This is a genomic window from Enterococcus sp. DIV0421 (assembly GCF_051713745.1).
GTDB classification, from domain to species: domain Bacteria; phylum Bacillota; class Bacilli; order Lactobacillales; family Enterococcaceae; genus Enterococcus_D; species Enterococcus_D casseliflavus.
Map to the genome: position 1 here is coordinate 728,791 of NZ_JBIOQM010000002.1, position 18,394 is coordinate 747,184.

Here is an 18,394-nt window from a genome sequence, read left to right on the forward strand (position 1 = left end):
TTCTCGAGGTTATTTGCGTTTGTTTTGATGAGGGAGAGGATAATGATGAATCAAAAACGATTGTCTTTCTGGTTGTTGATTTTTATCGTGTGTCTTTCAGGGTGTTCTTCTTTTTATGTTTGTAAGACCATGCAATCTTTGCTGGAAGAACATCCGTCACAAGAAACAGTAGTGAGAGAGCCACAAACATTGGTTGATCAAAAGCATCCAACATTTTCTTCTAATGATCTTTCTTTGGCAAATGGTGCTTGGCAACACTTTTCTTCGTTGGATCCTCTTAACCGTGTAGGGGAAGCAAACGCTTTGTTGCATAGAGATATGATGCCAACAGAAGAAAGAGAGAGATTGTTTATCAATCCTACCGGCTGGAAACAAAAGAAAATGCCGAATGGAGACTATCTCTATAATCGCTGTCATTTGATTGGATTTCAGTTAACAGGTGAGAACAATAACCCGAAAAATTTGATGACAGGCACGCGTTCTTTTAACACGCCTGCCATGGTTGACATTGAAAATAAAGTTGCTGAGTATTTACGAAACACAGGGAATCATGTTCGTTATCGTGTCACGCCTGACTTTCAAGGGGAAGAATTGGTCGCACGAGGCGTGCGGATTGAAGCACAAAGTATTGAAGATGACGAAATTTCTTTCAATGTGTATATTCACAATAGACAAGACGGCTATACGATCGATTATCGTACAGGAATTGTCAAAAAAATTAGTAGAAATCACTGAGTATCATGTTTGAAAAAACTTTTTAGGGGGGAGAATAAATGAAAGGGAAACTTATGATGATGGTGTCTGTTTTTCTTCTGTTCTGTTTTCCACTCGTCTTTTTCTGTACGTGGTTTATCCAACTACTTTCAGTAGTTGGGAGTCAAGAAGAAATGACCGTATTTGCAGGTACCTATACTGGAGCTTATACCGAAGACTTACCGATGTTCGAAGAAATCAAAGGACGAGGGCCGATTACCGACGAACACGCACGAGCAGCCGTAGGAACAGCTGTAAAGTATCGGTTATTACCTAGTGTCATTTTATCTCAATTGGGTTGGGAATCGGCTTATGGGCAGTCAGCGTCAGGAAGAAATGATACCAACTTTTTTGGGATTACCTGGTTTCCTGGATGTCCGTATCCGCAAGGATCCGCTCGAGGGATTGGTGGGTCAGAAGGTGGGCATTATATGAAGTTTCCGAATCTAAAAGCTTGTTATAGCTATTACGGATGGATGGTTTCGACACAAAGCAATTTCAATCAGTGTGTAGGCAATAAAGATCCAGGGAGTTGTTTATTGATTCTAGGTCGTGGCGGGTATGCAGCGGCAGGAATCACTGAAGGTAGTGCGTATTATCAAGGCGCAATGAGTATTATAAAGTCCTATCATTTGACTGAGTACGACGACTTTGCGATCAAGCATTGGAATACGTTACCTACAAATAGTACGGCGGTTGCAGGCAAGAGTAAAGGCAATGCGAAAGTGCTAGACAGTGTGATTGGTCAAACAATGAATAACGGGGAATGTTATGGGGGGACAGCCTGGTACGTGTCTCAATTAGGCGGTCCACAATTAATGGGATCTGGACATTCTTACGCTATGTATATTGGTGAAGATTACGATTGGGCGGCGTATGGTTGGCAAGTCATTATGAATCCAAAGCCAAGTGATCTCCACGCAGGGGATGTGATCAACTGGCAAGCAGGTGGAGCATTATCTCCTGGTATTTGGGGACATACGGGTATTATCACTAATGTGTCAAATGGTGGACAAAGTTTCTCAACGGTAGAACAAAACGCCGAACAAGGGCGGATTATGGCACGATACCAACGCACATACAATCAAACAAAAATTCGAAGTCTGGTTCGTAAAGTGAAATAAAAAAAGAGATGAATGCTTGTGATACATGAATTAAAAATCCTTCCTGAATTTTTCGAAGCAGTGACAAGTGGACGAAAGCAATTTGAAATTCGCAAGAATGATCGACAGTTTCAAGTGGATGATTTAGTGATTTTGCGTGAATGGCATCAAGGAAACTATACAGGAAATAGTTATCATGTATTCATTACGTATATCACTGATTTTGGGCAACCAGAAGGTCAAGTTGTCTTTGGCTTTCAGTCAATGGATAGAAGTGGAAACTAGTTTTTAATATATTCGAGAATTTCTCAGGTACAGGATAAAAAAGGCAGGTGAATAGAGGAATGAAAAAAGGAATCGTAGTTGTGCTTAGTTGTATTTGTTTGGTGGGATTGACTGGCTGTCATTGTTTTTTTTTCGAAGAACAAGCAACACAAATGACAGAGGAAACAATCGAAGCAGCAGAAGAATCAGAAAGTGAAAGGCAGATCAGTTCGTTAGAACAACCAATGCAACAAATAAACGATGTGACAAAAAGTTTTTTAAAAGACTTTGCTAGAAAGTGGAGTAATTTCACTGATGTTTATCAACGTAATCAAGCGGTGCGGGAATATATGACGGATCGTTGTATCAAAGACAATAGTATTGATGTAGACCCGCATGTACAAGTAGAGACGACTGGACGAATCTATCAAATGACACAAGACATTGAACAGTTCAATCAGTATTTATTGTTTGGCGAAGAAACAATGAATGGTGTGACTCGATTGATTGTATTACAAGTGAAAGTAGTCCCTAACGAACAAAAAATTGATGAATTTCATGTTTATTATGTACGAAGTGCGTATTAAGAATTATAGAAATCATGGTATACTGTGAGTAGAAAAATGATGAAGGAGGAAGAGTTTATGTCAGGCTATTACTCAGATGAATATGCCATTGCAAGAAATCAATTTGAAAATCAACAGTTCTCATCCGAGTATCTAGATGATATCTTGGTTCGATTGGCCCATCATTCTAGCGCTATTGAAGGGAATACTATTTCGTTGCCTCAGACTATTTCAATCCTCTTACATAATACGGTTCCAGAACGTACCTCTCTGAGAGAATTGTATGAAGTTGAAAATCACCGGGGAGCATTTGCTTTTATGTTAGATTGTCTTCAAGAAGGACAAGAATTATCTGTGCCTCTTATCAAAGAGTTACATGAGCGGCTAATGGATAAATTAGTTATTGATCGAGGTCACTTTAAGACAAATGAAAATGCAATTGTTGGTGCAAATTTTGAGACAGCTGGACCAGCAGAGACACCTTTTTTGATGCAACAGCTTGTTGATAATTTGAATTTCCGCTTAGGAATTGCGATAAGTGAGGAAGAACAGCTTGAGGCGATTTTAGAAACCCATATCCAATTTGAACGGATTCATCCTTTTAGTGATGGGAACGGACGAACAGGGCGATTAGTCTTGAATTATTCGTTGATAAAAGAAGGATTTCCTCCTTTTATCATTCAGTCAGAAGATAAAGGTGAGTATTTGGAATATTTGGCAAATCAGGATATCAAAGGATTTACACTTTATGCCTTGAGCCAATTGGAAAACGAAGAAAAACGTCAGGAAAAATTTATTGAAAAAGAGCATGTGCAAGACCAAGAATTCAACCTATAAATTCTTTAAAAGTTTAATATTCTGCCCCCTTTCCAATACGCCCTGTACGTGTTATAATGGTCTTGTCAGGAGGTAGTGCGCATGCCTATGACAATACGTGAGGCAGAGAAACTACTCAAAGAAGCTGGGTTCAGAGAAGTGAAGGGTGGGAAAGGCTCTCATAGAAAATTTGTGAAGGAAAACTTTCCCAGACCGGTCATCTTGACGAGCCATTCGAAAGAGTTATCTAAAAGAGTAGAAGAATCTGTCCGAAAAGCAGTGGGCTTATAAGCCCGCTGTCCTTTGACAGAATAGGGAGGGGAGTAGTTTGAAGAAAGTTTATCCGGCTATTTTTGAAAAAGATCCTGTTGGCTATAGTATTTTTTTCCCAGATATTGAGGGAGCAGTTACACAATGTGAGAATGTTTCAGAAGGTTTAGAAATTGCTTCAGATGCTCTAGGGATTATGTTAGGAGATCTAGTCGAAAAAAATCAACTATTGCCAGTACCAACTCCTATAAATGCTTTATCTCTTGATTTAGATAAACAATTTGCGACGTTGGTATCTGTTGAATTGAACGATTATTTAAAAGGAGATCAGCTTGATAAGAAAACCATTAAAATTCCTCATTGGCTGAACGTTCGAGCAATGAATGCAAAAATTAATTTTTCTAAAACAATGGCAGAGGCCTTAGAAAAGAAATTAAATCTATAAGTAAGTAGTGAGTTATAAAAAGTTCAGTAGAGTATACTCTATTGAACTTTTTTGTTTTGTTGTTCAATCAGTCTTTGTGAGTGTTCATTAGACTTGTTCAAAATAGAGGTGATTTTTACGTGCGAAAAGAGAGAGAATTTGTCGTCTTTACAGGAAGCCTAAATTCAATGACGAGAAAACGAGCACAGGCTCTTGTGACTGGTGTGGGTTGGAATGTACAACATGCGGTAACAAAGCAGACAACCTTACTGGTTGTTGGTTATCGTCAAACAAAATTGACGGATCCTTTGGATCAGTCAAGAAAAAAGTTGACGGCTTTAGCCTTAAAATGTGAGGGGCAAAAGTTACACTTAATAAGTGAGAAAGAATTTTTACTGAAAATAAAAGAATCCATTGATCAACTTTATCAGAATGTTATATAAAAGAAGGAGATAAGATGAGTAGAATTGGTTATGCACGAGTAAGTAGTAAGGAACAGAATTTAGATAGACAGTTAGGGGCATTACAGGACGTTTCTAAGCTGTTTTCAGATAAAATAAGTGGGCAATCTATCAAACGACCGCAATTACAAGCAATGTTAGACTATATTAGAGAAGGTGATATAGTAGTTGTTACAGAATTAGACCGCTTAGGACGTAATAACAAAGATCTTACAGCGATTATGAATCATATCCAACAAAAAGGAGCGACTTTAGAAGTGTTGAATTTACCTTCTATGACTGGGATTGAAGATGAGAATCTAAGAAGGTTGATAAATAATTTAGTGATTGAATTGTATAAGTATCAAGCAGAATCTGAAAGAAAACGGATCAAAGAACGCCAGGCACAAGGAATAGCAATGGCAAAACACCAGGGAAGGTTTAAGGGGCGTAAACCTAAATATACGCTAGAAGATGAATGCCTGCAGCATGCCTTTGCTCTTTATGATCAAGGATTAACAGAAGCAGCAATCGCACGAAGAACTGGCATTAATCGAACAACTTTTCGAAGGTACCGAGAAAAACGGGAGGAGTAAAGCGATTAGTTTATATGGTAATTTTGGTAGATTTCGTGAAATTCATTTGTTAGCTGTTTAAGCAATTGTTGTTGTAAAAAGTGATTGTTTTGGATCTGTAATTCAGGATAGCCTTCAATGGCTTGGTTTTGTTCGTTGTAACGTGTGATAGCGCGATAGTATTCCCGATTTAGAATATAAAAAGTATCAGATCCAAATTTTTCGAATGTGCAAATGTGTTGTTGTTTTAGTTGATCGGTGTAGATAGTTGCAAAGTGTTCTGCGGACATAAGATTTGTTTCATGTGTCGCAAAAAGATGTTCTTTTTTGAGAATATTTTGTGTTAGACATTGAGACAAGTAACGATAATCTGGTTCGCTTTGGTAAGTTGCTTCAAATTGTTCATAAAGCAAAGTGATTTTTTGTTGTTCGGCTTTTAGGTATTGGCGTTCTTTAGGATAGAAGGTATCAATAGCATACATTTTTTTAATTGCGCCTTCGAATAATTCCATGTAGTGTTGCACAAATTCGTCTTTTTGAATGGGTTCCCCAAAAGGGGTAAGATCTGTAAACATGAAGTTTTCTCCTTTCTCTCAAGGGAAGAAGTTTTCCCTTGAGTACGTAATAGTGAATGATTTAAGAAAATATGGCAACTGGTTTAATTGGTCTTTCTCCTGTTTGTTTGGCAATAAGTAAAGGCAAGATCTGTTGTAGCCATTGTTGATTAGGGACACGATCTAAAAAGTTCCCGATAGTGCTTAGAATAAGTGTATCTGTCAGCTGTTCCACTAAATAAACCGATTGGAAAGGACTTAACCTCGCAACATAATTCACAATATTTTCATCCGTTTGTTCAAAGGATCCTAAATACTCCTTGGTATTTCGATCGTAACAATCAACGATAGGTTTTGTTTTTGACATTGGTTTTCGCTCCTTTGATTTTTTATTTTTTTGTTTTGAACTAAGAGGGAAAGATCCCTCTTAGTAGTAACTACTTTCATAAACAGGTTTTCCATCATAGCGGTAAAAGGTGTCCCAACTGCGATTGCCATAGAGTTCATTTGGATGATTTGGGTTGATTCGTTTTCTAACAATGCTATCTTTTGTTCTTGCAAGTGGATAATCGATAAATTCATTTGGTATTGGCATTGTTTCGCCACTCATAGAAGTATATGTTTTGACAGTCTGCTTTTTTAATGGTCGAAACCAGGCGGTTTTTTCTGTTAATTTCACGATCTGCCAGAAAGTAACATTGGTTTGTTCATAGCCCCAGGAGCTATAAAAGATGTCTCCGACTTGGTACGGGGTGTTTTTTGTTTGTGTGATCATAGGTGATTCCTCCTAAAAATAAATTTTTGTTTTCTTTGAGAGTTGCGCCTACCCCTCCTACCTTTTCGGTGGAGTAAGTTGGCTGGGGTGTTAGGGGCAAAGCCCCTAAGGTCTTGATTTGAGTGACTTTCATAGTCAGCTGAGAGATCAAGAAAAAGTATTCTGTTGTCAAAGATCAAAAGTGAAAATTCTGATTAGATTTTCTTTTCGTGCGTCGGTCGTTTGGCATAACCGGCTCGAAACCATGTTCTGACAGTTGCCAAGGGCGCGTAGCGTGCAATTTACCCTTGGCAACTGTCAGAACATGGTTTAGGTTATGCTAGCCAAATGACTGATGCATGAATTAGAAAATCTTCTGAGGGTTCGCTTCTTTGACAACTGAATCTCTTGATCCGATTCATAGCTGGAAAAGTCACTCAAATTCAGACGCTTAGGCGTCTGAAACACTGCACAAGCAACCTTTGCAGAAAGAAAGAGGAAGAAGGCGTTTTAAGGTGCTAAACTAGGATTAGAAGAAAAGCAGAGGGAGGGAAAGAAAGATGCCTATAACAAGCAATCGCCAGTGCTACAACAGCTATTACGTGCCGTTTGAAACCCTTTATCATGCAAGCTGGCCGCCGACGTATGTAAGATGTGATTGCGGGGAATTGGCCAAACATATCGTACATTTTAAGCTACTACCTTGCGGAGCGCCGCATTTTGAAAATACATTTATTTGGAAGTGTAGCCATTGTGGAGCACGGTATCGACAAATAAAAGGCACATTTGATTTTGAGCGAATAAATGAAGGAAAGGAGAATCCCGATGAGTAAAGAAGAACGACCAGTAGAGTGTTATATTCTCGGTCAGCATAACGAGCATGGCTTGATTGAATGGTTGATTGATGATGTGGTAAGAGACTGGCGTACGCTGGATGCTTACTTGGAACAAACCGGTTATCTTTGTGAGTACGCAGATGGCGAGTGCTGGAAATATCGGTTGAAAACGTCGAATCAAATTGACTTTTATATTCGGAAAATCGTAGTTCCAGCGGACGACAAAAAAACGACTACTTTTCAAAAGTAGTCGCTACGTTGACAAAGGTGGAATTGTGAGATTTGCATACTTTGGATTTGTCAACGTATAAAAAGCATATCAAAAACTAAAATAGAAGAAAAGCGGAAATCCATTCGATTTCTGCTTCTTGGTATTTTTTGAGAATAATTTGGTGAAAGAATCTAAGAAGGTGAAAGAAATGCGGCGTTTAGAAGATGAAAAAAAGAAGAATCGAGAAAAAATTGAGTTGCTTTGTTATCTGTGTCAGAATCGCCCCAATCTATTTATTTTTGAATTATCTGAATTAATTGAGGCACCAATCGAGAAAACGTTTCTATGGATCAAGGGGTATCATTTACCTTATCATTGGAAGTATCAACGCTGGAGGGAATAAAATGGATGTTAAGAGAAGAAAAAATCAGGTGTATATGGATGTTTTAGAAGAGAAAAAGGGTAGTCAAATAGATGAAAATATGGAAAAATAGGAAAAAAAAGAGAAGGGATACGTGTGAAAAAAGTTTTTATTGTTCTTATTGCCGGATTGACGATCATAGGGAGTGGTTTATTTGTAGGAAATCTCTTTTTTTCAAAAGAGGAAGAGAAGGAATCTTCCACTATAGCTACTACAGAAGAACTAAAGCCTGAACTGTTTCTAGACACTGAAATTTTAGAGTCCAATCAAGAAAGCCAACAAGAAACAACCGTCAACGAACTCTATCGAGGAGAATTGGATTTCCAACATGCAGATCCAACAAAATCGTATCTTATTACGGTTCGTTTTATAGATAAAGAAAAACGGGAATTTTTTGGACCAGATAAACAACCTTTAAGACTGGAAAAAGAAGTCACTTTAGGGAAAGAACAAGGAATCGTTTTTCTGGTAGTGAAGGGAAATAAACCGATGTTGGCACATATTCAGAAATTAAAGGATGTACAAGTTTCCGCATCATTAAAAGAAAAGGAATGAGAGAAGATGGATGATAAGAAATTTTATCAACAAATGGAACGCTTAAAACAAGGAACATTTTGGGAATACTTGTCTCATTCTTATCGATTTTTTGCTTTTGTTCCGCTCTTATGCTTGCTTGATTTTTTAATCTATCCACATTTTTCATGGTGGTTTATTATAAAATTGTTTTTATTGTTGCTTTCTTTATTCATTTATGTCTATTGGATATATGTTTTTTATAGAAGGATAGCTCGAAAGAGAACGATTTCTCTTCTCTTTCTTCGATTATTTTTTATGCATGCCGTATGTAATAGTGGATTCATGATGATCGTTATGACAAATTTTTATCGAACCTATGTGGAAAAAGTGGTTCTTCTTTATCATTTTATTGGTGCAGCTGTTTTTGGGATAATTGTAGGTGTTGTCTATGCAGGATGTTCTTATGAACGAATAACAGAATATTTAGGATATAATAAAAAGTAAGGTGAATTTACGTTGGATAATGAAAAAAATCGACTGGTTTATTCCTACAAAATTCTGATTAGTAAAGAGGCAGTAAGAGAAAAATATGATGTGCATTTGTTGAAGAATCATATTAGTTTTCAATTACATGGCTATACGTATAGCGCGTATGATCGGATCAACTATACGATCAATCTTTCTCTAAGAAAAATGGTATTGACGATGACTAAAAAAGATGGAAGTCCATTTTCTAAAAATGAAAGGGTATTTTTTGATCGAATTCTTTCTGAATTTTTTGAGGAATTAGAAGTAGCGTTCATACAAGAAAAAGAAATAAGAGGAGAATGAACTTAGAGAAAAACGAGACCCAGGTGGAGTAAGCGCCACCTGGGTTATCTGTTTTTTCTATAATTTTTAAATAACAACTACAATCGAATGATTTTCTGTTAAAATAAAATGGATATCACAATAAAATTAATTATACATGAAAAAGACAAGAAAAAACAGACTATTTTTTCAACGGAATTTATGCCAATCTATACTTGTGAAGGTTGTTACAAGGCAGAGAGGAGTAAAACAAAAAGCGGGAAAAAGTTCGCTTTGGAAACGACTAAAAGAAAGTAAAAATAACTATCAGCCAAATAAAAAGGAGGAGATAGAATGGCTCGATTGTTGAAGTTGTTTTCGTTTGTTGGGGTGTTATTGCTTGGATTTAGTGTATTAACTGGTGTTGGAACAAGTGTTTATGCGGCAGAAAATTCTAATGAGCCTATCGTTCAAAATGTAGATGATTTAGATATTCAAAAAATGACTGAAGATCAACAAAGAGAATTTTTAGAGTTGATTGATAACGAAGTAAATAAAAGTGTCTATTCTTCTTTTGTCGATAAAGAACGATTTAAAGAGGCGTTAATTTCGTTATTTGATTCTTCTTCAGATACTTATCAAGATTTGGAAAAAGCTTCTCAGCAAGCTTTACCTTATAGCACTCGAGCTGCGCATGGATGGATTTCAAATTCTGTCGGAGCCGCAGCAATCAATGTTGCGCTTTCTGCATTAACAGGAGGAATTGGAGCAGGGTTAGCTTCTTATATTACAAAAGTTGGTGTTTCAACTGCTAAAAAGGTATTTCAATCTAGAGTAAAAGCGTTGTTTGTTAAATGGGGAATCAAAGTAGCTGCAGGTTACTATGGTACATTGTTTGAAATTGCAATGAACGTGGCAGATCCTGGAGGTGCAATTTCAAAATATATTGATAAACATGATAAAATACCTAATAATGGTTATTGGGAATTTAGTTAGATGAAAAAACAAGTGCTGTATGGTAGTATTTGGGGGATTGGACTTTCATTATTATTGTTATGTTTGAAGTTGCTTACTAAAAATCAGTGGAAAATAGGTATAGCCATTGTTGTTCTAGTTTTTTGGTTGATTTTTACTTTTTGTATTATTGATACAAAAAAGAAACAATAGAAAAGGCGACTGATGAAATTACAAAAATAGCGGTGGAATATGTATTTAAAGGTTTGTTGCCTGTCGCAGCAGATTCTTTGATTTGGAGTTTTGGTGGGTGTGGTTTTAAAAATGTGGAAGAATAAAAAGATTTTTATATTCATTTATTCGTTTTTTAGTGTTTTTTTGGCAACGTTGATCTGGTATAGCATAAAAAATCAACAATTCTTAGTGAATGTTGGTGATTGTATTGCAATCGCGTTTATTGCTGCAATACTGGCTCTATTGATAGATAGGTGAATCGAGATGTGACATAACTTAACTGGTTAAGCTCTTTAAAAACAAGGATTACTCGAAAATCGGCAAAAATCATGCGATTTTTCGAATGCTCCTTGTTTTTCTATTGATTTTTGTGTTAAATTTTACTTAAAAAAGATTTGACAAAGGAGAAACAGATGGTACTCTTGAGCACAGCACAGCACAGCACAGCACAGCACAGCACAGCACAGCACAGCACAGCACAGCACAGCACAGCACAGCACAGCACAGCAGTACGTTAATCTAAGTAAACGTGCTTATTTATTATGCACAAAAACAGAATCACTAACACAAACACAAGCTTTTTCATTGATAAATGAGAAGGCTTTTTCTGTTGCCACCAACCGAAAGGTGGTGGCGTAAATGGAAACTCAATTAATGCAACAAATAAAAGAGATTTTAAGCGAGTTTCCTCAATATTGGCAAGGTGAAGAGCTCCAAAGGCCAATTATTATTGATGATTTGAAAAATTATGATGCACTTTTGATTGCAGCATTATTGAAAAATCAAAAGATTAGAGAGAATTATTCGATAAAAGCTGGAGATGTGGTTATTTTTAAAATGCAAGAATTTATTGATATTTTGAGATATAAAGACTATTGGACAGATAGCTATACTAAATATTCAAATACGATTGGACTATCAAGCGAAGGAAAATATCTTCAATATAATACTGATGTTGTGTTAGATTTTCCTTATAAAGATAGTGTCTTAGAAGGTGGCATGACGAAAGAAGATACTGGGAAAGAAGAAGTTTTCTATAATGAAGTTATTGCACGTGATGAAATAGATACCCTTTTAGCACAGAAAGCATTTGTGAATGTAAAAAAATATGATGCTGATGGAGAGCATAAAGTTGATTCTTTTAGTAATGAAGATAATTTAATTATTAAAGGAAATAACTTATTCGCTTTGCATTCATTGAAAGAAAGATATGCAGGAAAAGTGAAGTTAATCTATATTGACCCACCTTACAATACAGGTGGAGATTCGTTTAAATATAATGACAGATTCAACCATTCAACATGGTTGACTTTTATGAAAAATAGATTATTGATAGCTAAGGAATTGTTACTTGATGATGGCATACTATTTATTAGTTTAGATGATAAAGAGGCTCACTATTGTAAAGTTTTATCAGACGAAATTTTTGGCAGAGAAAATTTTATAGCTGATATTGCTCATAAATCTAGAGCATCTGTTTCAAATGATAAAATTATATCTACAAGTCATAATCATTTATTGATGTATGCTAAAAAAGAAAGGTCTGTTTTTGCTAATAAAAAAGAATATGGAGTTGCTAATGATTTAACTGGCTTTAAAGAGCAAGATAATAAAGGGTTATTTAAGTTTGTTCCGGTAGATGGACCAGGAGGAGCAAAAAAAGGGAATCCCTTTTTTGAGTTTCTCGGAGTTGAAGGTTATTGGAGATTTTCCAAAGAAACAATGGAAAAAATGTATTCTGAGGGCAGGATAGTAAAAAAAGGAAAAACATTATCGCAAAAGTATTATTTAGAAGATGCAAAAAATAAAAGAAAAACAATAACAACTTGGTGGGATGAAAATTTTCTAACTTCAAGTGCAACTTCAGAGCTTACAAAACTATTTGAAAATAAAGTGTTTGATAATCCCAAAAATGAGAACTTATTAAAGCGAGTTTTGGAGTTTACTACCAAAGAAAATGACATAGTTTTAGACTTTTTTATGGGTTCAGCAACTACTCAAGCTGTTGCTATGAAAATGAATAGAAGATTTATTGGTATTGAACAGATGGATTATATCAATACTGTTTCTGTTCCAAGACTTCAAAAAGTAATTGAGGGAGAACAAGGTGGTATCTCAAAGGATGTCAATTGGCAAGGTGGAGGTTCATTTGTTTATGTTGAATTGATGGAATTAAATCAAGTATATATGAACAAAATTGACCAAGCATCAACTAAAGAGGAATTAGTTTATTTATGGAATGAATTAGACAATAATGCTGATTTAAATTTCCAATTAGATAAAGAGAAATTAACTAATGAATTGTTAAAAGAACATGACGAAGGAGAGGGGTCTATCACTTTTAATGACCTAACTTTTGACGAACAAAAAGAAATTTTCAAAAAAGCATTAGATAAGAATCAATTATATGTGCCTTATTCTGAAATTGAAGATAAGAACGTCATTATTTCAGATGATGATAAAGCCTTTAATCATAGTTTTTATAGTAATGAGGGGGAATAGTTATGGCAAAAGAACGCTTATATGAGTGGCTTGATAGAGAAATGAGAACCATTACTTATGCTATGAATCCTCATGAAGTTCCTGAATATATAAAGGCTAATTTAAAAGATAAACTTCGCCATTATCAAGAAGAAGCTTTCAGACGTTTTCAGTTTATGCAAGATGATAGTTTGCTTGTAGGTATTAGTAATGCAGGATTTCAGAGAAAATATTTGCTGTTTAATATGGCAACAGGCTCAGGGAAAACGATGGTTATGGCGAGTTTAATGTTGTATTTATATAAAGAATTTAATTATCAAAACTTTATTTTTCTTGTAAATACTGATGCAATTATCAAGAAAACACAAGAAAATATGTTAAATACGCAATCAAATAAGTATTTATTTAATCCCAACGGGATTTTTATTGATGGCGAGCAAATTATGATTCAAGCAGTGGACAATTTTCCTGCTGTTAAAGATAAAAATACTATTTATTTAAAATTGACAACGATTCAGAAAATTCATGGAGAATTAATTAAACCTAGAGAGAATGGTATTTCTTTAGAAAGTTTGGAAGAGGAAGATATAATCATTTTAGGGGATGAAGCTCATCATTTTAATGCTTCCACAAAGAAGGAAAAAGATGAAGAACAATCTTGGGAAAATACCATCAATAAAATGTTATATTTGCGAACGAATAATAAATTGCTAGAGTTTTCAGCGACTATAAATATGGATGATAAAAATATTTATCGAAAATATAGTAATAAAATTCTTTACAAATATGACTTGCGAGAATTCATGATGGATGGTTATTCAAAAAATGTATTAAGACTACAATCCTCAAATAATGATGAAGAAAAAATGAAAGATGCTCTTTTATTAAGCCAATATAGGAAATTAATAGCTAGAGAGAATGGTATTTCTTATTTCAAACCGATTGTCATGTTTAAATCAAGTAAAATTAAAATTTCTGAACAGAAACAGCAAGATTTTAATGGTATCGTAGAGAATTTATCTGTAGAAAGTTTATCTAAGGATATTCATCAAAGAAAAACAACAGTATCATCGAATTCTACACTTTATAAAGTCTTTTCTTATTTTTTAGAACAAAATTTAGATAGTGTTATTCGAGAAATTCAGGAGGATTTTGAACCCAGAAATATTCTAAATGCAAATGAGAAAAACATGTTGAGTCTACACAATGCAGTGTTATTAAATACATTAGAAGATATTAATAATCCAATTCGAGTTATTTTTGCAGTTGCAAAACTTAATGAAGGTTGGGATGTCCTAAATCTTTATGATATTGTCAGAATTTCTGAAGGTGCAGGAGTAACCAGAACTGCTACCGATAGTGAAGCCCAACTTATTGGTAGAGGAGCAAGATATTTTCCTTTTGAATATGAAGGAAAGAAAAGCTACCAACGTAGATTTGATAATGTGAATAGTGATTTGCGTTTTTTAGAAACATTGCACTATCATACGATTAATGAAAAAGGCTATTTAGCTAATCTTGAAAAATCAATGAATGCCGTTAATTTGATTAGTTCTAGTGATGAAACAGTAGAAATATTTGAAACGAAATTAAAAAATTCTTTTAAAAACTCAAACGTTTATAAACAAGGAAATTTATTTATCAATGAAAGTAGAGCAACGACTCCTAAAGATTATAGTTCACTAGATAAATTTACAATTCCCAAAGAATGGGAAACCGCATATATAGGTTCAACCATAGAGACGGATTATCTAGGGAAAATTAGTGATGATACTGTTATCCAGCGAGAATCAGAGTTTTTACATGTAGATAAACGTTTCTTTAGAAAAGCTTTACAGAGAAACCCATTTTTCCGTTTTTCTAATTTGAAAAATTATTTACCTTTGCTTGAATCAAAAGAAGAATTGATTAATAGTTCACAGTATTTTAATGGTGTTTCTATAAAGGTGTCTTTACCTAAGGGACAGCATATTGTTGATTTATCAGCTACTGAAAAATTAGAAATTATTGATAATTTTTTGACGTATTGTGAAGAGAAAATTCGCAAAAATTATAAAAAAGAGATTGGTTTGAAAGTATTTAAACCAGTTCCTATTAGAGATGTTTTGAAGGATTATGAAATAGTCTCCCCTAAATTCCAAACTGGTCAAGTTACGCAACATATTCTTCCACATTCGATGAAAGGAAAAGATTGGTTTGTGTATACTCATGCTATTGTAAATGGGACAGAAAAGAAATTAGTTGATTTGATAGGAATGTTTGTCCAAACGTTGAAAAATAAATACGAAAAAGTATATCTTATTCGTAACGATGAAAAAGGAATTCGTTTGAAATTGACAGAATTTCATGGTCCACGAGGTTTTATGCCGGATTTTATCTTGTATCTTGAAAACGAAACCTTCAACTATCAAGTTTACATTGAACCGAAAGGACAACATTTAGAATCAAAGGAAATTTGGAAGCAAGAGATGTTATATGAAATAAACGGCTTAGATATTGAAGTGATTGGTGAAAATGAAGATGTTCGTTTGATCGGTTTGAAATTCTATAATGAAGAAAATGAACGAGAATTTATCAATGAGTTATCTGAAAAAGTGAATGATGGCGTACTTTTAGACGGGGAATTAGAATTATTTAGTAGTCAATCATGACTATCAGCAATACGCACTGGATGTACTACGGTTAGATTCGTTCTCTTTTTCTTTGCTCGTCACACTCTAATCGCCACCGCCGTTTAGGCGGGCAACAAAAAGCTGGCTTTGCCAGCGTAAGTGTATAATATTTACCAGATAGATGAGAAATTGATGAGAGAAAAATCTCCTTTTTCAACAGACACAGGCAAGAAAGAAATTAAAATAACAAGCAAAAACTTCTGACAGAACAATTCGTTCACAGAAGTTTTTTGTGTTTGGTGAATAACAAAGGAGGAAATGTAGATGGCAGAATCAAATGTGTTTGTCCCATATACGTTAGCGAATCTAAAAACAGGGACATTTGTGAAGTATTACAAGATATTCAATGAGATAGAACGCTATTATTATTTGCCTATTGAAGCAGGAATTTTATATGGATTAATGGTGGATCGTCTGATGTTCAATGAACAGACTGAACGTACCTTATTAGACAAAGAGGGGAAACCTTGTATTTTGATGACAGTTAACGAGATGCAGTTTTATATCAAAGTACGTTCAGAACAAACCATTCGAAAGATCATTGAACAATGCGGTAGGAACTTGAAACGGGAATGAACGGAAACGATGAGGTTTTTCGGTAAACCATGTATGGCACAAGAAAGCAGATTGTCGGAACGATCAGCCATAGCGCCTTATCTAATCAGAACCGCTACTAAGGGGATAAGGATACGTATATTTTTGTAATAGAAAATCAGATTTTCAGTAATGTGGAGATCATTTAGAAACAAGTTTTTTAAAAGACTTTTCGGATAATTAAGCAGAACAAAAAAAGATTTGGTGAAAAAATGCAGAATTCCTATACTGGAAGAAAAAAGAAATACAGTAAAGGAATTTGTCTATGTTTAACGAATTAGATTTCGAACGAGAATATCAAGGAAAAGCAATTGAACGGTTTCTAGCAAAGCTCCATGCGATTGAACGAAAAGTAGGGATGGAAGTTCAAGCACAAGGGTGGAAATATGTGAAAACAGCTCAACGGACAGTGATTTTCACCTTTGGTGAAATTACTTTTTCTCGAAAATGTTATCGAAAGAATCATGAGTATCGATATCCAGTAGATGAAGTATTAGGGTTACCCAAATATACTCGTTTTTCGATGGAATTATTGTTGCAAGTGGCAGAACTAGCGACAAAAATGCCTTATCGTGAAGTCGTAAGAACGTTTCGCCTTTTAAAAGGTATATATATCACAAAGGATACGGTTAGCAAGGCTGTACAGATTGCAGGACAATATTATCAAGAAAAAGAAGAATATCGTCTTTTAGAAGAAAAAGAAACAACGAAGAAGGAAAAAGTTCCTGTTTTGTATATTGAAGGAGATGGTATTACGATTAAAACGAATCGTAAAGAAGAGCAACGGATGGATGTCGCACATTTTTTGATCCACAAAGGATGTAAAGAAGAATATCATGGGCGAAATCAACTCATTGACAAGCATGAGATTGTATCGGTAAGTAATAAAAAAGCGCGAGAAGAAGTTGTGGATTATATCTATAATCATTATGAATTAGGGGAGGAAACGGTGGTGATTACAAATTCTGATATGGGAAAGGGGTATACCCCATATGTTTTTAAAGAAATTGCAGGTTATTTTGGAGCAAAACATATACATTTTTGGGACAGATATCATTTGCATGAAAAAGTCAAAGAATTTTTTAAAAGATATGATCCAGCTTTATATCAACGCTTTTTCCACGCATTAATTATTCACAGCAAAAAAGAAGCACGATTGGTTTTAGAGACGATTGATTCTATGATTGAAGGAGAAGAGGAACAATTGCGTTTCGATATGTTCAGCAGAAAAATACTAAGAGATTTTCATTATACAAAATTGCCGAATCAGTATGGTTTTTCTGGAAAAGGAATTGGTGTCATGGAATCGCAACAATCAAAAATTGCTAATCGTATGAAGAAAAGAGGAATGTACTGGTCTATTCAGGGGGGAGAAACAATGAGTAAAATGATTATTGATGTCAAACAGGGTCAATTGAGAGAATTATTTTTTGGAAAGTGGCGAGAAGAATACCTTCAAATTGAACAATTAGAAGCTACCCGAGGTTATTTAAAAAAAGGAATGCATGAAAAACTCCCATCTAAAATTCGAGTCAATCGAGTAGAAAAGTGGTACAAACAAAAATTTTGAATTTATCCTTATATTTTTTCGTTTATTCTATTGAAAAGAATGAATAAAAATGGTATACTTGGCGCGAAAAAATCGATACAGCTAAGTTTATTTAGTGTAGACAAAAATGAAAGATCATTTCTTAAAATCCTCATAAATCTTCTAAAAAAACTCGAAATCCATTCAAACTAAAATTTAGACACACACAATCCAGCTTTCACTCTTTCTTTTTGTGTTTTTTTCTAGTAAAATGATTCATTGAGAGTACAAGAGAAAGGAGAGTTTTCGAATGGTTAGTGTAGGAATCGTAATCGTGATCGCTGTTGTTGCAGCATTACTAGGCGCTGTCGGCGGCTTCTTTTTGGCGCGTAAATATATGCAAGATTATCTAAAGAAAAATCCTCCCGTTAATGAGGATATGCTTCGCTCGATGATGATGTCAATGGGTCAAAAACCTTCTGAGAAAAAAATTCGTCAGATGATGCAGCAAATGAAAAACCAAAAGTAGGTTTTTTCTAAAAAGCGGGCTGATTTTATCAGCTCGCTTTTTATTGCGGAAAAACGCAGTAACGAATAAAAAATGTCCCCAAGCTGCTTTTTCTGTTTACGTTCTGTAAA

At 34.9% G+C, this 18,394-nt stretch carries 24 protein-coding genes; 21 read left to right on the plus strand and 3 right to left on the minus strand.

Features of this window, described 5'->3' with window-relative positions; genetic code table 11:
- Nucleotides 1–45: 45 nt before the first annotated feature.
- The 9 genes from IGI96_RS14500 (at nt 46) to IGI96_RS14540 (ending at nt 5,232) form a co-directional block, all read left to right on the plus strand.
- Nucleotides 46–735, plus strand: a complete 690-nt coding sequence (locus IGI96_RS14500; RefSeq protein ID WP_438785262.1) for a DNA/RNA non-specific endonuclease — start codon at nt 46–48, stop codon at nt 733–735.
- Nucleotides 736–887: 152 nt separating this feature from the next.
- On the plus strand, nt 888–1,877 hold the full coding sequence (locus IGI96_RS14505) for a glucosaminidase domain-containing protein (RefSeq protein ID WP_438785459.1): 990 nt from the start codon (nt 888–890) through the stop codon (nt 1,875–1,877).
- Between the two features lie 18 nt (nt 1,878–1,895).
- A complete protein-coding gene (locus IGI96_RS14510; protein WP_438785263.1) occupies nt 1,896–2,141 on the plus strand; it encodes a DUF3850 domain-containing protein in 246 nt (81 codons plus the stop codon).
- Between the two features lie 59 nt (nt 2,142–2,200).
- Entirely contained in the window at nt 2,201–2,707 is a 507-nt protein-coding gene (locus tag IGI96_RS14515; RefSeq protein WP_438785264.1) for an EF0163 family protein, read from the plus strand.
- Nucleotides 2,708–2,764: 57 nt separating this feature from the next.
- Nucleotides 2,765–3,523, plus strand: a complete 759-nt coding sequence (locus IGI96_RS14520) for a Fic family protein (RefSeq protein WP_438785265.1) — start codon at nt 2,765–2,767, stop codon at nt 3,521–3,523.
- Between the two features lie 81 nt (nt 3,524–3,604).
- On the plus strand, nt 3,605–3,793 hold the full coding sequence (locus IGI96_RS14525; protein ID WP_181236084.1) for a type II toxin-antitoxin system HicA family toxin: 189 nt from the start codon (nt 3,605–3,607) through the stop codon (nt 3,791–3,793).
- 37 nt (nt 3,794–3,830) lie between these two features.
- Nucleotides 3,831–4,217: a type II toxin-antitoxin system HicB family antitoxin gene (locus IGI96_RS14530; protein ID WP_086339316.1), complete on the plus strand. Its 387-nt coding sequence runs from the start codon at nt 3,831–3,833 to the stop codon at nt 4,215–4,217.
- A 119-nt stretch (nt 4,218–4,336) separates the two neighbouring features.
- Nucleotides 4,337–4,639, plus strand: coding sequence for a BRCT domain-containing protein (locus tag IGI96_RS14535; RefSeq protein WP_438785266.1), 303 nt, complete (start codon nt 4,337–4,339; stop codon nt 4,637–4,639).
- Nucleotides 4,640–4,653: 14 nt separating this feature from the next.
- Complete coding sequence (locus IGI96_RS14540; protein ID WP_438785267.1) at nt 4,654–5,232, plus strand: recombinase family protein; 579 nt, start codon at nt 4,654–4,656, stop codon at nt 5,230–5,232.
- Nucleotides 5,233–5,237: 5 nt separating this feature from the next.
- Here IGI96_RS14540 and IGI96_RS14545 read toward each other — a convergent pair whose 3' ends face one another.
- The 3 genes from IGI96_RS14545 to IGI96_RS14555 all read right to left on the minus strand — a co-directional run bounded on the left by IGI96_RS14545 (nt 5,238) and on the right by IGI96_RS14555 (nt 6,540).
- The gene (locus IGI96_RS14545; protein ID WP_438785268.1) at nt 5,238–5,786 is read right to left on the minus strand and encodes a hypothetical protein; all 549 of its coding nucleotides are present in this window, start codon (nt 5,784–5,786) and stop codon (nt 5,238–5,240) included.
- 61 nt (nt 5,787–5,847) lie between these two features.
- Nucleotides 5,848–6,132, minus strand: coding sequence for a hypothetical protein (locus IGI96_RS14550; RefSeq protein ID WP_438785269.1), 285 nt, complete (start codon nt 6,130–6,132; stop codon nt 5,848–5,850).
- Nucleotides 6,133–6,192: 60 nt separating this feature from the next.
- Entirely contained in the window at nt 6,193–6,540 is a 348-nt protein-coding gene (locus IGI96_RS14555) for a hypothetical protein (RefSeq protein ID WP_077454708.1), read from the minus strand.
- A gap of 804 nt (nt 6,541–7,344) precedes the next feature.
- Here IGI96_RS14555 and IGI96_RS14560 point away from each other — a divergent pair.
- From IGI96_RS14560 to IGI96_RS14615, 12 genes are all read left to right on the plus strand, one after another.
- Nucleotides 7,345–7,605, plus strand: coding sequence for a hypothetical protein (locus IGI96_RS14560; RefSeq protein ID WP_438785270.1), 261 nt, complete (start codon nt 7,345–7,347; stop codon nt 7,603–7,605).
- Between the two features lie 169 nt (nt 7,606–7,774).
- Nucleotides 7,775–7,969: a hypothetical protein gene (locus IGI96_RS14565; RefSeq protein WP_349705889.1), complete on the plus strand. Its 195-nt coding sequence runs from the start codon at nt 7,775–7,777 to the stop codon at nt 7,967–7,969.
- A gap of 114 nt (nt 7,970–8,083) precedes the next feature.
- Nucleotides 8,084–8,542, plus strand: a complete 459-nt coding sequence (locus tag IGI96_RS14570; protein ID WP_438785271.1) for a hypothetical protein — start codon at nt 8,084–8,086, stop codon at nt 8,540–8,542.
- Between the two features lie 6 nt (nt 8,543–8,548).
- Entirely contained in the window at nt 8,549–9,007 is a 459-nt protein-coding gene (locus IGI96_RS14575; protein ID WP_438785272.1) for a hypothetical protein, read from the plus strand.
- 12 nt (nt 9,008–9,019) lie between these two features.
- On the plus strand, nt 9,020–9,334 hold the full coding sequence (locus IGI96_RS14580) for a hypothetical protein (protein WP_438785273.1): 315 nt from the start codon (nt 9,020–9,022) through the stop codon (nt 9,332–9,334).
- 312 nt (nt 9,335–9,646) lie between these two features.
- Complete coding sequence (locus IGI96_RS14585; RefSeq protein WP_438785274.1) at nt 9,647–10,288, plus strand: hypothetical protein; 642 nt, start codon at nt 9,647–9,649, stop codon at nt 10,286–10,288.
- Nucleotides 10,289–10,459, plus strand: coding sequence for a hypothetical protein (locus tag IGI96_RS14590; protein WP_438785275.1), 171 nt, complete (start codon nt 10,289–10,291; stop codon nt 10,457–10,459).
- A 660-nt stretch (nt 10,460–11,119) separates the two neighbouring features.
- Entirely contained in the window at nt 11,120–12,982 is a 1,863-nt protein-coding gene (locus tag IGI96_RS14595) for a DNA methyltransferase (RefSeq protein ID WP_438785276.1), read from the plus strand.
- Nucleotides 12,983–12,984: 2 nt separating this feature from the next.
- Complete coding sequence (locus IGI96_RS14600; protein ID WP_438785277.1) at nt 12,985–15,612, plus strand: DEAD/DEAH box helicase family protein; 2,628 nt, start codon at nt 12,985–12,987, stop codon at nt 15,610–15,612.
- Nucleotides 15,613–15,897: 285 nt separating this feature from the next.
- On the plus strand, nt 15,898–16,209 hold the full coding sequence (locus IGI96_RS14605) for a hypothetical protein (protein WP_438785278.1): 312 nt from the start codon (nt 15,898–15,900) through the stop codon (nt 16,207–16,209).
- A 283-nt stretch (nt 16,210–16,492) separates the two neighbouring features.
- Complete coding sequence (locus IGI96_RS14610) at nt 16,493–17,797, plus strand: ISLre2 family transposase (protein ID WP_438785279.1); 1,305 nt, start codon at nt 16,493–16,495, stop codon at nt 17,795–17,797.
- Between the two features lie 268 nt (nt 17,798–18,065).
- The gene (locus IGI96_RS14615; protein WP_005235432.1) at nt 18,066–18,284 is read left to right on the plus strand and encodes a YneF family protein; all 219 of its coding nucleotides are present in this window, start codon (nt 18,066–18,068) and stop codon (nt 18,282–18,284) included.
- Nucleotides 18,285–18,394 lie beyond the last annotated feature (110 nt).

Bases quoted from the DNA above. Each gene is read 5' to 3' on its own strand.
- IGI96_RS14500 (WP_438785262.1), top strand. From the start codon at position 46: ATGAATCAAAAACGATTGTCTTTCTGGTTGTTGATTTTTATCGTGTGT.
- IGI96_RS14505 (WP_438785459.1), top strand. From the start codon at position 888: ATGACCGTATTTGCAGGTACCTATACTGGAGCTTATACCGAAGACTTA.
- IGI96_RS14515 (WP_438785264.1), top strand. From the start codon at position 2,201: ATGAAAAAAGGAATCGTAGTTGTGCTTAGTTGTATTTGTTTGGTGGGA.
- IGI96_RS14520 (WP_438785265.1), top strand. From the start codon at position 2,765: ATGTCAGGCTATTACTCAGATGAATATGCCATTGCAAGAAATCAATTT.
- IGI96_RS14525 (WP_181236084.1), top strand. From the start codon at position 3,605: ATGCCTATGACAATACGTGAGGCAGAGAAACTACTCAAAGAAGCTGGG.
- IGI96_RS14540 (WP_438785267.1), top strand. From the start codon at position 4,654: ATGAGTAGAATTGGTTATGCACGAGTAAGTAGTAAGGAACAGAATTTA.
- IGI96_RS14545 (WP_438785268.1), bottom strand. From the start codon at position 5,786: ATGTTTACAGATCTTACCCCTTTTGGGGAACCCATTCAAAAAGACGAA.
- IGI96_RS14550 (WP_438785269.1), bottom strand. From the start codon at position 6,132: ATGTCAAAAACAAAACCTATCGTTGATTGTTACGATCGAAATACCAAG.
- IGI96_RS14555 (WP_077454708.1), bottom strand. From the start codon at position 6,540: ATGATCACACAAACAAAAAACACCCCGTACCAAGTCGGAGACATCTTT.
- IGI96_RS14560 (WP_438785270.1), top strand. From the start codon at position 7,345: ATGAGTAAAGAAGAACGACCAGTAGAGTGTTATATTCTCGGTCAGCAT.
- IGI96_RS14565 (WP_349705889.1), top strand. From the start codon at position 7,775: ATGCGGCGTTTAGAAGATGAAAAAAAGAAGAATCGAGAAAAAATTGAG.
- IGI96_RS14575 (WP_438785272.1), top strand. From the start codon at position 8,549: ATGGATGATAAGAAATTTTATCAACAAATGGAACGCTTAAAACAAGGA.
- IGI96_RS14585 (WP_438785274.1), top strand. From the start codon at position 9,647: ATGGCTCGATTGTTGAAGTTGTTTTCGTTTGTTGGGGTGTTATTGCTT.
- IGI96_RS14590 (WP_438785275.1), top strand. From the start codon at position 10,289: ATGAAAAAACAAGTGCTGTATGGTAGTATTTGGGGGATTGGACTTTCA.
- IGI96_RS14595 (WP_438785276.1), top strand. From the start codon at position 11,120: ATGGAAACTCAATTAATGCAACAAATAAAAGAGATTTTAAGCGAGTTT.
- IGI96_RS14600 (WP_438785277.1), top strand. From the start codon at position 12,985: ATGGCAAAAGAACGCTTATATGAGTGGCTTGATAGAGAAATGAGAACC.
- IGI96_RS14605 (WP_438785278.1), top strand. From the start codon at position 15,898: ATGGCAGAATCAAATGTGTTTGTCCCATATACGTTAGCGAATCTAAAA.
- IGI96_RS14610 (WP_438785279.1), top strand. From the start codon at position 16,493: ATGTTTAACGAATTAGATTTCGAACGAGAATATCAAGGAAAAGCAATT.
- IGI96_RS14615 (WP_005235432.1), top strand. From the start codon at position 18,066: ATGGTTAGTGTAGGAATCGTAATCGTGATCGCTGTTGTTGCAGCATTA.